The 12167-nt window shown below is 52.8% G+C and carries 11 protein-coding genes; 8 read left to right on the top strand and 3 right to left on the bottom strand.

Annotated features, from left to right (window positions below):
• Positions 1-464: 464 nt before the first annotated feature.
• Entirely contained in the window at positions 465-1340 is an 876-nt protein-coding gene (locus Q7J88_RS14585; RefSeq protein WP_303722969.1) for an RluA family pseudouridine synthase, read from the top strand.
• On the opposite strand, the gene Q7J88_RS14580 is transcribed toward Q7J88_RS14585, so the two are convergent.
• Positions 1337-1975 carry an arylesterase gene (locus Q7J88_RS14580; RefSeq protein ID WP_303722968.1) on the bottom strand — a complete coding sequence of 213 codons (639 nt, stop codon included), beginning with the start codon at positions 1973-1975 and terminating at the stop codon, positions 1337-1339. The genes Q7J88_RS14585 and Q7J88_RS14580 overlap by 4 nt on opposite strands.
• Between Q7J88_RS14580 and Q7J88_RS14575 the strand changes: the two genes are divergently transcribed.
• The 4 genes from Q7J88_RS14575 to Q7J88_RS14560 all read left to right on the top strand — a co-directional run bounded on the left by Q7J88_RS14575 (position 1974) and on the right by Q7J88_RS14560 (position 6764).
• On the top strand, positions 1974-2663 hold the full coding sequence (locus Q7J88_RS14575) for an ABC transporter ATP-binding protein (protein ID WP_303722967.1): 690 nt from the start codon (positions 1974-1976) through the stop codon (positions 2661-2663). The two genes, Q7J88_RS14580 and Q7J88_RS14575, sit on opposite strands and share 2 nt — an antisense overlap.
• A complete protein-coding gene (locus tag Q7J88_RS14570; protein WP_303722966.1) occupies positions 2660-5188 on the top strand; it encodes an ABC transporter permease in 2529 nt (842 codons plus the stop codon). The genes Q7J88_RS14575 and Q7J88_RS14570 overlap by 4 nt, the downstream gene beginning before the upstream one ends.
• A gap of 101 nt (positions 5189-5289) precedes the next feature.
• Positions 5290-5499, top strand: a complete 210-nt coding sequence (locus Q7J88_RS14565) for a hypothetical protein (RefSeq protein ID WP_303722965.1) — start codon at positions 5290-5292, stop codon at positions 5497-5499.
• Positions 5496-6764 carry a DUF945 family protein gene (locus Q7J88_RS14560; protein WP_303722964.1) on the top strand — a complete coding sequence of 423 codons (1269 nt, stop codon included), beginning with the start codon at positions 5496-5498 and terminating at the stop codon, positions 6762-6764. The genes Q7J88_RS14565 and Q7J88_RS14560 overlap by 4 nt, the downstream gene beginning before the upstream one ends.
• An 8-nt stretch (positions 6765-6772) precedes the next feature.
• Here Q7J88_RS14560 and Q7J88_RS14555 read toward each other — a convergent pair whose 3' ends face one another.
• Positions 6773-7510 carry a hypothetical protein gene (locus Q7J88_RS14555; protein WP_303722963.1) on the bottom strand — a complete coding sequence of 246 codons (738 nt, stop codon included), beginning with the start codon at positions 7508-7510 and terminating at the stop codon, positions 6773-6775.
• A 188-nt stretch (positions 7511-7698) separates the two neighbouring features.
• Between Q7J88_RS14555 and Q7J88_RS14550 the strand changes: the two genes are divergently transcribed.
• The 3 genes from Q7J88_RS14550 (at position 7699) to Q7J88_RS14540 (ending at position 11393) form a co-directional block, all read left to right on the top strand.
• A complete protein-coding gene (locus tag Q7J88_RS14550; protein ID WP_303722962.1) occupies positions 7699-8742 on the top strand; it encodes a sensor domain-containing diguanylate cyclase in 1044 nt (347 codons plus the stop codon).
• A 286-nt stretch (positions 8743-9028) separates the two neighbouring features.
• Entirely contained in the window at positions 9029-9343 is a 315-nt protein-coding gene (locus Q7J88_RS14545; protein WP_303722961.1) for a hypothetical protein, read from the top strand.
• Between the two features lie 817 nt (positions 9344-10160).
• Positions 10161-11393 carry a tetratricopeptide repeat protein gene (locus tag Q7J88_RS14540; RefSeq protein ID WP_303722960.1) on the top strand — a complete coding sequence of 411 codons (1233 nt, stop codon included), beginning with the start codon at positions 10161-10163 and terminating at the stop codon, positions 11391-11393.
• A 3-nt stretch (positions 11394-11396) separates the two neighbouring features.
• Here the strand turns inward: Q7J88_RS14540 and Q7J88_RS14535 are convergent, their stop codons facing one another.
• Complete coding sequence (locus Q7J88_RS14535) at positions 11397-12140, bottom strand: SDR family NAD(P)-dependent oxidoreductase (RefSeq protein ID WP_303722959.1); 744 nt, start codon at positions 12138-12140, stop codon at positions 11397-11399.
• Between the last annotated feature and the right edge of the window lie 27 nt (positions 12141-12167).

Below are 12167 nucleotides of genomic sequence, written 5' to 3'. Positions count from 1 at the left end.
GATGTTGGCCATACCATCCACATCCAACCAGATGGTACCGCAGTCGCTACATTCGATGATGTCCTTTGCGTAACCGTCAGAATGCAGATCCAACTCGTTGTGATTACAATGCTTGCAGACGGGGCACTCCATAACTTTACTCCTGTAAAACAGATATGTTTAAAAATAACACCTAGTGGTTAATGGGTAGGATTATACTCCCTTTGAATCAATTTGCAATGCTAAAAATAAAAAAAACATCGAAAAAACAGTAAGTTATTGATCGTCTATGTTTTGCTGAGTAGACCGCTGGTTTAATTGTGGCTAGGCCGTATACGATGAAAAATAAAAATAATTGTTTCGATCTTGCGTAAAATGCCGAAGAATGCGGGTTTACTGAGTAGATCGATAGTTTGAAATTAATCCTTACAACAGGTCGATTTTTCCGCTTGTCTGTTGTTTTGGCGAGGACTTATTTACTTTTTATGCCGATTTTTATTGTTAAAAAGACCGAAACAGGGATTTCCACCTACGATTTTTTACAGAAAAAACTCCCTGCTGCTCCCCCGGCTTATCTGAAGCAACTCTTGAATAAGGGAAAGGTCAAAGGGATACAAGGAGTACTGCACGGCGACGAGCTGCTAAAGGTTGGGAACAGAATCCGGTTGCCTGATAGTAGTCGATTGTTGGAACTGCTCTCAGTTCCAGTACCGCTGTTTCAATCTCTCTCGATTCTCTATGAGACGAGAGAGATCCTAGTGGTCGATAAGCCAGCTGGCTTGGTAATCCATAGCAGTCAGGGCCATGAGCAGGATAATCTCACTCTGCGGGTCGCGCAGCTATTGGCAGAAAGGGGGGCTAAGTATGCAGTCGCCCCTGTGCATCGACTCGATCTGGAAACCTCCGGGCCGGTGTTATTTGGCAAGGGGAAACGGGCTTGCAGTCAATTGGGACAGATGTTCATGCGCCAGGAGGTAGAAAAGTACTATCTAGCACTGGTGGCAGGAAAGATCGCTGGAAGCGGACGCTTGGAGTCGCAGTTGACCGCCAAGGGGAAGAAAAAGCAGGCCTGTACTGATTTTCGTGCTCTGGTACGCAACGAACAGGCCTCTTTGGTAGAACTGCAGCTACAGACCGGTCGGCAGCATCAGATTCGTCGGCAACTGGCGGAGCAGGGGCATCAGTTGTTTGGCGATCGCCGCTACCGTGGGCCTTGTCCGCCCGGCTTGCCCCGCATGTTCCTGCATTGCTTCCGGCTGGCCTTTATCGATCCATTCAGTGCCGCGCAGGTTGCGGTTGAAGCTCCACTGCCGGACGAACTGGCCGCCTTCTTGCCACAGGTCGATATCAGGTTTCCTTAGTTTTGATCTGGGTGTATTCTTTGTAACAACTCTTCGACAAGGGGCAAAATCCCCGAGACAATTTTGTCGACTCCGGCTGGATTAGGGTGGATCCCGTCAGGTTGATTGAGTCCCGGCACTCCAGCTACTCCGTCGAGGAAGAAGGGATAGAATGGTACTTGGTGCTGTATGGCCAGTTTGGGATAGATACGGTCAAATTTGCTATAATACTCTTCACCCAGATTGCGCGGGGCCTTCATGCCGGTTAACAGCGCCTGCACCCCTTTGTCACGCAGCCGGTGGAGGAGGCTGCTAAGGTTCTGTTCGGTCTGCTGCGGGTTCAAGCCACGCAAGGCATCATTGGCACCCAGCTCGATAATCATCAGGTTGGGTTGATTCGCCAATGCCCAATCGAGTCGGGCAAGCCCCCCCATGCTGGTGTCGCCTGAAACTCCCGAGTTAAAAACTTTCACCTTCGGATGCTTTTTTTTGAGAGCTTCTTCAAGCCGGGCTGGGAACGCGGCCGGTTGTGAAAGTCCGTATCCGGCAGTTAAACTGTCTCCCAGAACCACAATGCGAATCTCTGTTGCGAATAAGGTGTTTGCGGAGCAGAACAATAAGAGCAGCAGACAGAATATTATCCCCGAGGATTTCATGACCGATCCAATAGTTGAAATTAAGAACCTGCAGTTAAGTTTAGTGGGAGGAGCCGGACCGGTCAATATCCTGCGTGGTATCGACCTGCAGGTGGAGGCAGGGGAAACCCTCAGTATTGTTGGCCCTTCTGGTGCCGGAAAAACCAGCCTGCTGATGGTTCTCTCCGGGCTGGAACAGGCCGATTCAGGGGTGCTCAGGATTTCTGGAGTTGATCTGCGCGAATTGGATGAAGATGACTTAGCGCGTTTCAGGCGCCTGCAGGTTGGCATTGTTTTCCAATCGTTCCATTTGGTACCGACCATGACGGCGTTGGAAAATGTCGCTCTGCCGCTTGAATTCGCCGGAATTGAGAATGCTTTCGAGCGGGCGGAAGAGGCACTGGCTGCAACAGGTCTGCGACAACGGCAGGCGCATTTCCCAGGGCAACTTTCCGGCGGGGAACAACAGCGTGTGGCGCTGGCCCGGGCGTTCGTTGCACGGCCGAAACTGATTTTGGCTGATGAACCGACCGGGAATCTCGACCAGGAAACCGGTGAGTTCGTTATGGAGCGGCTGTTTGAACTTCAGCAGGAATTCGGGACCACGCTGATTCTGGTAACCCACGACGCGCAGTTGGCGGCACGTTGCCGGCGCAAATTACAGATGCTTGATGGGAAGCTGTTCGAGTTGGCGGAGGCGCACGAGTGAACCGGTCATCGGTATTGCTACAGGCCTCGCGTTTGGTGCGGCGGGAACTGCGCGGTGGGGTACGTGGTTTCGGGGTTTTTCTCGCCTGTCTGCTGCTCGGTGTGTTCGCCATCAGCGCGATCGGCAGTTTTAGCGCTGCCGCCCGTTCCGGGCTGTTGACGGATGCCAGCGCCCTGCTCGGTGGCGATCTGGAGCTCCGGCTTTCACAGCGCCCGGTCACTGACGTGGAGCGGGCGTTTCTCCAAAGTCAGGGGCAGCTCTCCGAAATTCTAGAATTACGTACCATGGCGGCAACCCTCAATGGTGAACAGCGGGCGCTTGTCGAGCTAAAAGCGGTCGATGCCCCCTACCCTTTATATGGGCAACTGGAGGTCGAGCCTAGCCAGCCGATAAATGTCGCGCTAGGTGGGGCCGACCAGAAGTTCGGCGCCTTGGTCGAAGAGAGTTTCCTCGAGCGTTTTGGCATGAAAATAGGAGAACAGGTTCAGGTCGGCAAGGTTATATTTACTCTTCGTGGGGTGCTGCATCATGAGCCTGACCGGACCGTGCGCGCGTTTCATCTCGGGCCAAGGTTGCTGGTAAGTCGGAGCGGGTTGGACGCAACGGGTTTGCTCCAGCCTGGGAGCCTTGTTACCTACCGTTACCGCTTGAAGTTGCCCGACAGGGAACAAGTAGAGAAGTTGCAACAGTTGCTGCTGCAGCGCTTTACCGATTCGGGCTGGCGGCTGCGTAGTTGGCGGCAGGCAACTCCGCGGGTTCGTTATTTCCTCGATCGGATGAGCACCAACCTGACGATGCTTGGACTTTGTGCCCTGCTGGTGGGTGGTTTGGGGGTCGCGGGAGCGGTGCGTGGTTATCTGAACGGCAAGCTTGTACATATCGCGACCATGAAATGCCTCGGTGCTTCCAGTCGGGTGATTTTTACCGCTTACCTGCTGCAGATACTGATCCTTGGGATCTTGGGTTCGGCCTCTGGATTATTACTCGGTGCATTGACTCCCTGGGTGGTGGCGCAGCTTTTCGGCTCGATTTTGCCGATACCCCTGCAACCGGGATTTTATCCTCAGGTGCTGCTGGTGGCGGGCCTTTTCGGAATGTTGATCGCCCTGCTCTTTTCTCTCAAAGAACTGGGGATTGCGCGCAGGGTGCCACCAGCAATGTTGTTTCGAGGCTATGCCGACACCGGTCGCAAAAGTCCGGGCCGAAAAATCTGGTTGGCGGTTGTCGTCAGTGGACTGCTATTGGCCCTGCTGGCACTGCTCAATAGCAGTGATAAGCGGCTTGCTTGCTGGTTTATCTTTGGTGCAGCGCTCTGTTTTTTGTTGTTTCGACTGCTAGCCTTGGGGTTTATCTGGTTTGTCAGAAGGCTGCCGCCACCTCAAAATCCGCGAATGCGTTTGGCCCTGGCAAATATCAAGCGTCCCGGAGCTCCGGCTGCAAGCATTATCTTCTCTTTGGGCCTCGGTTTGACGGCGCTGGTGATGATCGCTTTGGTGCAGGCCAATCTGAATGACATGGTTAGCGATACGATCCCGGAAGAGGCACCGGCTTTTTTCTTCCTCGACATTCAACCGCAGCAGGTGGAGCCGTTCGAGGCCACGCTGGTAGAGTTCTCCGATGTACGGGTCGAACGTTCACCGACCTTGCGCGGCCGGATTACAGCGATTGACGGGGTACCGGTTGCAGATGCAAAGGTGGATCCGAAAGTGCGCTGGGCGATCCGCGGCGACCGGTTTTTAAGTTACAGCGGCAAGCTGCCTGCAGGGACAGAACTGTCAGCCGGTGACTGGTGGCCGAAGGATTACAGTGGCCCGCCGAAGTTATCGCTAACCGCCGATTTGGCTGAAGGTTTCGGGATCGGAATCGGCGACAGTCTCAGCGTTAATGTGCTCGGCCGCGAAGTGACCGCTGAAATCGCCAACCTGAGAAATGTAGATTGGTCGTCGTTAAACCTTAACTTCGCCCTGTTGTTTTCCCCCGGGGTGCTGGAGAAGGCGCCGCAAACCCATTTGGCGGCAGTCTATGTCGACCCGCAGCGGGAGGAGCAGGTTTACCGAGCGGTGACGAAAAACTTTCCCAACATTTCCGTGATCAGCACGCGTGAAGTACTGAAAAACGTCTCTAACACCTTGGGGCGAATCGGAGCTGCCTTCCAGGGGATGGCGGGGGTCGCGTTATTGACCGGTTTTCTGGTTTTGGCTGGCGCGGTTTCGGCCGACCAGCATCGGCGTATTCTGGATGCAGTGATTTTCAAGGTCTGCGGTGCCACGCGCCGCGATATCCTAATGACTTTTTCTACCGAGTTCGCCCTGCTCGGCCTGATTGCCGGGTTGCTCAGCGCACTGACCGGGGGGCTAGCGGCGTTTTCCATCCTCAAAGGCCCGCTCGAAGCGCCATTTCATCTTCATCCGCAAGTAATTTTAGTAACCTTGCTGGCGGGGATCGTCTTGACCTTGCTGTTCGGTTTGCTCGGCACCTGGAAAGCGTTGGGGAAAAAGCCCGCGGCTCTTTTGCGCAGCGAGTAAGTTTGCCCGGGGTTTGAAATTGCTGGACGTCAGGGGAAAACTGCCCTAATTTCTCTGCGATGAGTAAGGACTTTCTGTTTACATATCAACCGGGAGTTGATTTGCGCAAAGAAAAGGCTCTGCGGATGCTCTCCGAGGGGATGAGCTTTGCGGAAGTCCGTCTGCAGTTGCAGGTCAGTCACAGAACGCTGACCTCCTGGCTAAAGGCCGGTTTGCCGGCTGGCGATCCGGACCTTGACCAACTCTCACTGGTCGATGGTTTGAGCGAACGGGAGCGGCAGCGTTTGCGGAAAGTTTTGGAGGAGCAATGAGGAAAATTCTTTCCGGTCTGATGATCTTGATGCTGGTTGTTCTGTTTGCTACCACTTACCTTTGCAGCAGCAAGACGGAGCAGGTGTTCAAGGCGCAGGTCGAAGAGCTCAATAACATTTATGCTGGCTTGCTGCAGGTGGAGTTGCTTGATTATCAGCGTGGTTTATTTGTCTCCAAGGCCAAGACCCAGCTCACGCTACAGCAGCAGGTTTTTCCACTGCAGCATCAGATCCGTCACTTCCCCTGGAAGGTCAGTATGCTGACCGTCTTCGGCGAGGGTTCTGAGCAGGCAACTATAATGGAAAAGCTGCAGCTTCATACTGATGTGACCCTTGATGGGAATTCGCAAACTCATCTGGTTTGGCCGGAGGTAAAATTTACCGATGGCAAGGTCGAACTGCAACTCCAGGGTTTGAGGCTCGATTGCCGGCTGGACGGAGAACTCTCCGCAGGAGAAATCGTTGCGCGGCTGGACGGCTTGGATATTTCGGAGCCGGGAGCTAGGTTTGCCATCTCTGGGATCAAGCTTAAAAGCCAGTTTTTTGATCTGCAGGGTGTGCCGCGCGGCGCGGGGGAGCTTATGGTAGGGCGACTCGCCGGGCAGGCGGATGGGCGGCCTGGGTTCGAACTGAAAGATTTGACCTATAGGGCTGACAGCCGTCTGGAACAGGAAACGTTGTCCAGTAGCCTTGAATTGCTCCTGGGGGAGCTGAAACTGGGTGGGGAAACCTTTACCGACGGCCGATTACAGCTAAAGGTTGGGGAGCTGGATGTCGCAACGATCCGCCAGGTTCAGGCCAGTGTCCGTCAGTTGCAGGCCGAACTGATCGGTCAGCAGATCGATCCGCTGATCCTGCAGTTACAGCTCTTGGGACTCTATTCTCGGCTGCTGGAAAAGGGGGTAACACTTTCCCTGCCCCAGTTAGCATTGCGGACTGCGGAGGGACGTTTGCAAGGGAGCGGAAGATTGACCTTGCAGGGGATCGATCTGACCGGCGGTAGCTTGCCGGCATTCGAACAGCTGACAGGTAGTTTTCAATTCGAGTTGGATAAGCCTGTTTTTGCCGCAGGTTTTCGGGCCTGGAATTATTTACAAAACCCGCAACGAAAGAATAACGCTACAGTGCTGGATGAGCTGGCAGGACAATTGGCCGGTGGGTTGGTGCAAAAGGGGATCTTTTCCCGCAACGATGGAGGGTATCGGCTCGACTTTTCGATCGACCGCGGCGAAGCCGTGCTGAATGGCAATCGGTTTCGCTTGTGAGGTGTCGATCAGATCGACAGGTTGATCAGCTTATCCGAATAGAGCCCGAAGCTCTGGTCGGGACGTTGATATAAGATTGCCCGACGGCCATTTTCGTCGATTTCCACCGCACCCACCTGAATACTGATGGTCAATTCCAGTTTGGCCCCGAAATCAGTCGGCAGTGCCGAGCTGCGGGTGAAACTCAACCTCACCCGATTGTGTTCAGTAAAAAAGCGTCCGTTGTTGTTGATTTCGGCAAAAATATTGTTGTGCTTCTGGCTCATTACAATACGCAGCTCCACAAAGCGGAGCAGGTACTCTGACAGGTCCTCCACATAGACTGGAAACAGGTTTGTTTCCGGCGTTATGTCGCGTCCGCTGCCCAGATGTGGATTGTAACTTTTTTTGAGAATTTGTCGACTGAGTTCTTTAATGCTGCCGAGGGGAACCTTCAGGAGTAGCAGTTCCGCGAGAAGCTCCTCTTTAGCGATTGATACCCCCAGGTCGATCAGTTCCTGATTCGCCGTGATGAAATCGACGTGACTGATCTGAACCCTGTTTTTCAATTCGTTGATCAGATCGCGCATGGCTGTAAAGCGCCGTCTCGAGTGTTGCTGGGGGGGGGGCTTTTTCAGGTTCCTGCTGCCGTTCCTCTTCCTGCCGCTCTTGCTGCGGCTCAATTCGAGGATAGGATTGATCGGTGCCACATCCCGCTGGTCACCGACCAGCTGGTAGGCTCCGTATCTTTTGACTTCTTCCAACATGAGATGCCCCTCCGTGGCGTTTTTCCTTTTTCGCCATCAATGGAGAAAAGCAGTCCTCTTCTCAATTATCGTTACTGTTGGTGAAAAAGTTTAATGAATCAAGGGATTTTCTTAGAGAAGATTGACATTTACCTGCCCTGTTGCTTAAATTAGCAGGATTAAATGTGGCTGATTAGGCGGATTAATTTATGGGGATTGAACGAGTGGAACTGATCGAATCGGGGCGCCTCTCCGATGAATTGGAGACACTGATCGATATCGGCAAGGCATTGACCTCTCACCTGACACGAGAAGATGTGTATCGGGTGGTCATGGAAAAAGTCGGCAATTTGCTGCGCCCTCAGGCCTGGTCATTGTTGATTCTGGATGAACATACCAAAGAGCTGTGCTTCGAGATAGTTGTTTCTCCGGCCACCGATCAATTGACCGGAACCCGCCTGCAACTGGGGACAGGGATTGCTGGCTGGGTGGCCGAGTCGGGTGCGTCGCTGCTGATACCTGATATCAGCAAAGAGGCCCGTTTTTACAGCCGGATAGATAAGCGGGTCGGATTCGTGACCCATTCGGTAGTCTGTGTGCCCTTGGTTTCCAATGATCGGATCATCGGCGTGATTCAGCTGTTAAACGGCCTTGGCCATGGCCAGTTCACCGAGCAGGACCAGCGGATTCTATCGACGATTGCCGATTTTTCCGCCATCGCCATTGAAAACTCCCGCTTGCATCAGAAGGTCAGCGATCTGACCATTACCGATGAACTGACCGGACTTTTCAATTCTCGTCATTTTCTGAACCTCTGTGAATATGAGATGGAACGGGCCAGTCGATACGGTACTGAACTATCGATGGTGTTTCTGGACCTTGATAATTTTAAACTGGTCAACGATAAATACGGTCACCAGACCGGTAGTCGCCTGCTCAAAGAAGTAGGACTCCTGTTCAAAAAGGCGATCCGGGTGGTCGACTACGCTGCTCGTTACGGCGGAGATGAGTTTGTTTTTTTGCTTCCTTCTACCGATAAAAAGGGTGCCTTGGCAATGTCCAATAATCTTCTGGCCCAGCTGCGCTCTGCCGAATTCAGGTCGGACTGTGGTCAGACGATGAAGATAACCGCCAGCATCGGCGTTTCCACCTACCCGACCAATGCCTACTGTCTGCAGGAGCTGATTAAACTGTCGGATGAGGCGATGTACGAAGTGAAACGTAACTCCCGTAATGGGGTTAAAAGTGCTTGAAGTGATGATGAAATTTGTTTGACAGGAGGGTGCATGCAGCAGCTTGCTTCGATTTTAAAGTTCACGTTCCTATTGGTGGAGTGTTAGCTCTCTTTCACCGCTGGTGCTGATCCGATCAGTTTCCAAGTCAGCCACATAGCCTTCGACAAAGGTGATTTCTCTACCGCCTATGGAATCTTCCAGGCCTAGATCCGCAACATCCGGACGCCCCGGAAACTGACTTTCTGCTCGGGTGTAGCGCTTTTGAGCCGGGGATTTTGAAGCAGGGATTTTCGCTTTCGAGCGGGTGCTGATCAGCCAGCCGGAGGCCGACCGGGACCGCTTGGAACTGACGCGCAGTCAGTTCTCCATCGGTGATTTGGAAGCGGCGCGTAGCCAGTTTAACCAGGTGTTGGCGAATCATCCCCCGGCGATGGTGCACATTAAGAGTTCTCTCGAATTAATCAGTACCGCAGCGCAAAGACATATTTGGAGCGGCAGTGTGTCCTTGGGACTTAGCTATGATGACGATGTCTACGCTTCTCCTCTCGATGAGCAGATCGATGCTCATCCTACTCGGGACAATCATTCTGCCTGGCGATGGCGCCACGCCGAGAGATGATCTGATCAGTCAGAACAGTTTGCAGTTCAACCATCTCTATCCCAGTCATTTCAAGAGGTCGGCTGGCGCCCCTCTTTGCTGCTGTACAATGAGCTCTATTCCACGACAGAAGAACTCAATGAATTTAGTTAGCCTTAGTGCCGAGCCTGCCTGGCAACGGGGTTCATTACAGAGCAAACTGCAATTCAAACTGTGAACTATATCACCCTGGATGATGAACAGTATCTGGCTACCGGTGGACTTTCGGCGGAATGGACTTGGCGGGGTGGGGACGGAATGACAAGCAGAGTTTCTGGACAAGCTGCGCGCCTTATTTACACTGCCGACGGCTGCTTTGAAAATCACCCCGAGGGAGGATTTGGAGAAACGGCTATCAACGTAAGCCTTCTTCTCCCGCAGGATTTTTGCAACCAGAGAGCTTTTCGCATTGAGCGAAATTTTCCCAAATGGTTTCAGCTTCTCTGGTCAGAGGACGCTTAATTCTTCGCGTTGCTCATCATAATAGAGTAGGGGAATAGCATAACTGCCGACATTGAGGGCTTTTCTCAACATCTTACGGGCCAGCGGAATCCTTTTTCCCTGGGAGGTAATCCCCAGTTGCTGGTCGAGTACGGAACAAAAACCGGCAATATTCTTTACAGAAGCACCTTACCGTCTGCGTGTGGATGTGGAATTTTGCTAACTATGGATCTCAGGCTTTTACAATCCTGTCAGCGGGATAAGCACCTTGCAATGTGGATTGTCTTCTCTGTGGTTGGGAATTCCTAAAACAATTTCCCAGTTTTTGCTAAAATGTTTTCATTATCAAGAGGTTGCGGTGAACAAAAAACGGATGATGAATTATCCTTGCCCTGATCGAGGTAAGACACGGGAGCAGTATGAAGCCCTGAAACCGAAACTGGACAGCCGGTTACAGGAGCAGTGTCATCTGCTGCACGAACTTTTGGAGTCGCGTGGCTATTCCCCCACCATCAAATACCGGGTCAAGGGATTCGATAACTATTTCGACAAGTTAACTAAGCTTTTGCGAAAAAGGCCGCAAGTTCGGCCGCTGATCAGTGATCTGCTCGGGCTGCGGGTTATCTGTCCGTTTATCGAAGATCTTGACCAGATTGAACAATTAATTCTGGCTAACTTCGAGGTTGTTGAGCTGGAGCATAAAGGCGAGCAGCATTCTTTCCGTGAGTTCGGTTACGATTCGGTTCATCTCCTGCTCCGTCTCGAAAAATGGCCGGAAGGTCTGCCCTATGCCGAGTCTTTTTGCGAAGTTCAGCTGCGCACCATTTTGCAGGATGCTTGGGCGGAAGTCGAACATGAATTGGTCTATAAATCAGACCTTGGTTTTCCCAACGAATCGATCAAGCGCAAGCTGGCTTCACTTAATGCCTCTTTGGCGCTTTCCGATTTGATTTTCCAGGAAATCCGTGACTATCAGAAAGAGCTACGGCAAAGAGGTATCAAGCGACGTCAGAGTATCGAACAGTTGCTGACCCAAGATCGCTCGCTGGAGATTGCCGGCCTTGGCGGAATCGAATTCTCAGCCGAAGAAGATCCGCTGACCGACCTGGAGGCCTCGCCGCGCGGGCTGGAAAAATCGATGTTCAAGGCGTTAGAAGCGCACAGTAACAAGAACTTCTCTCTGGCTATACAAATATATGGGCAGATTCTGCGGATGAAGCTGGAGGCGCCGATTCGCTCACTGGTTTATAACCATCGCGGGATGGCCCTGTTTGCGCTGGCCGATTACCAGAAGGCGATCGATGATTTTAGCAAGGCGATGCACTACAATGTCGAGAATGCCCGTGCCTGTTGCAATCGTGGGCTGGTCTGCCGGGTGCTGGGCCGTTATGACCAGTCGCTTGAAGATTATCAGCGGGCGATTCAGATAGATAGCGCTCCTTTCGAAAGCTACTGGGGACGGGCGCAGACATGGTTTGAGATGCAGCTCTACAGCCGAGCTTTGAGCGATTGCGAAAAGGTACTCAGCCTGCAGGCCGATTTTGTTCCCGCCAAAGAATTGGAAAAGGCTATCCGACGCCAGATGTTTTAGTCTTTAGCCTTCGCGATGAACAGCTAGAGGCCCCCAGCTCTGATCGATCGACATCGCCTCAATCATGTTGATGTTGAGGTGGGGCGGCTGACTGGTGACCCACCAGACCATTTCGGCGATATCCTCTGGGCGAAGCGGCTCCGCACCTTGATAGACTCTGGCGGCTTTTTCTTTATCCCCCTTGAAACGCACGTCGGAAAACTCGCTTTTGGCCATGCCGGGGGCGATATTGGTGACCCGCACCTTTTTGCCAAGCAGGTCGGCGCGCAGGTTGCGGCAGAATTGCTGAACAAAGGCTTTGGTGCTGCCATAGGTGTTGCCGCCGGGATAGGGCCAGGCACCGGCGGTTGAGCCGACGCAGACTATATGACCGCTGTTCTGCTGGACCATCTTGGGCAGAACCGCGCGTGTGCAGTACATCAATCCCTTGATGTTGGTGTCGACCATCGTGTCCCAGTCATCGATATTGACATCCCAGGCCGGTTCTAGGCCAAGGGCGAGGCCAGCATTATTTAGCAGCAGGTCGATCGATTCCAGCGCCCCCAGCCTATCAAAAACCAGATGGCGATCACGGACATCGAGGGGAATTGCTTGTTGAACAGCAGCTCCCAGTTCTTTCTGTAGTTGCTGCAACCGCTCTTCGCGGCGACCGGTGATAATTAATTTCCAGCCCTCGGCAGCGAACTTTCTGGCAGTAGCGGTACCGAATCCGGACGTCGCGCCGGTAATCAGAATTGTTTTGGGCATGTTTACACTCCATCTTTTTTAGCAGGG

Origin of the sequence: Malonomonas rubra (assembly GCF_003247215.1) — a bacterium.
In the GTDB taxonomy this organism is placed as follows: Bacteria; Desulfobacterota; Desulfuromonadia; order Desulfuromonadales; family Geopsychrobacteraceae; genus Malonomonas; species Malonomonas rubra_A.
The sequence above is the reverse complement of the archived record's forward strand: the minus strand, read 5'-3'. Positions and strand labels throughout refer to the sequence as shown.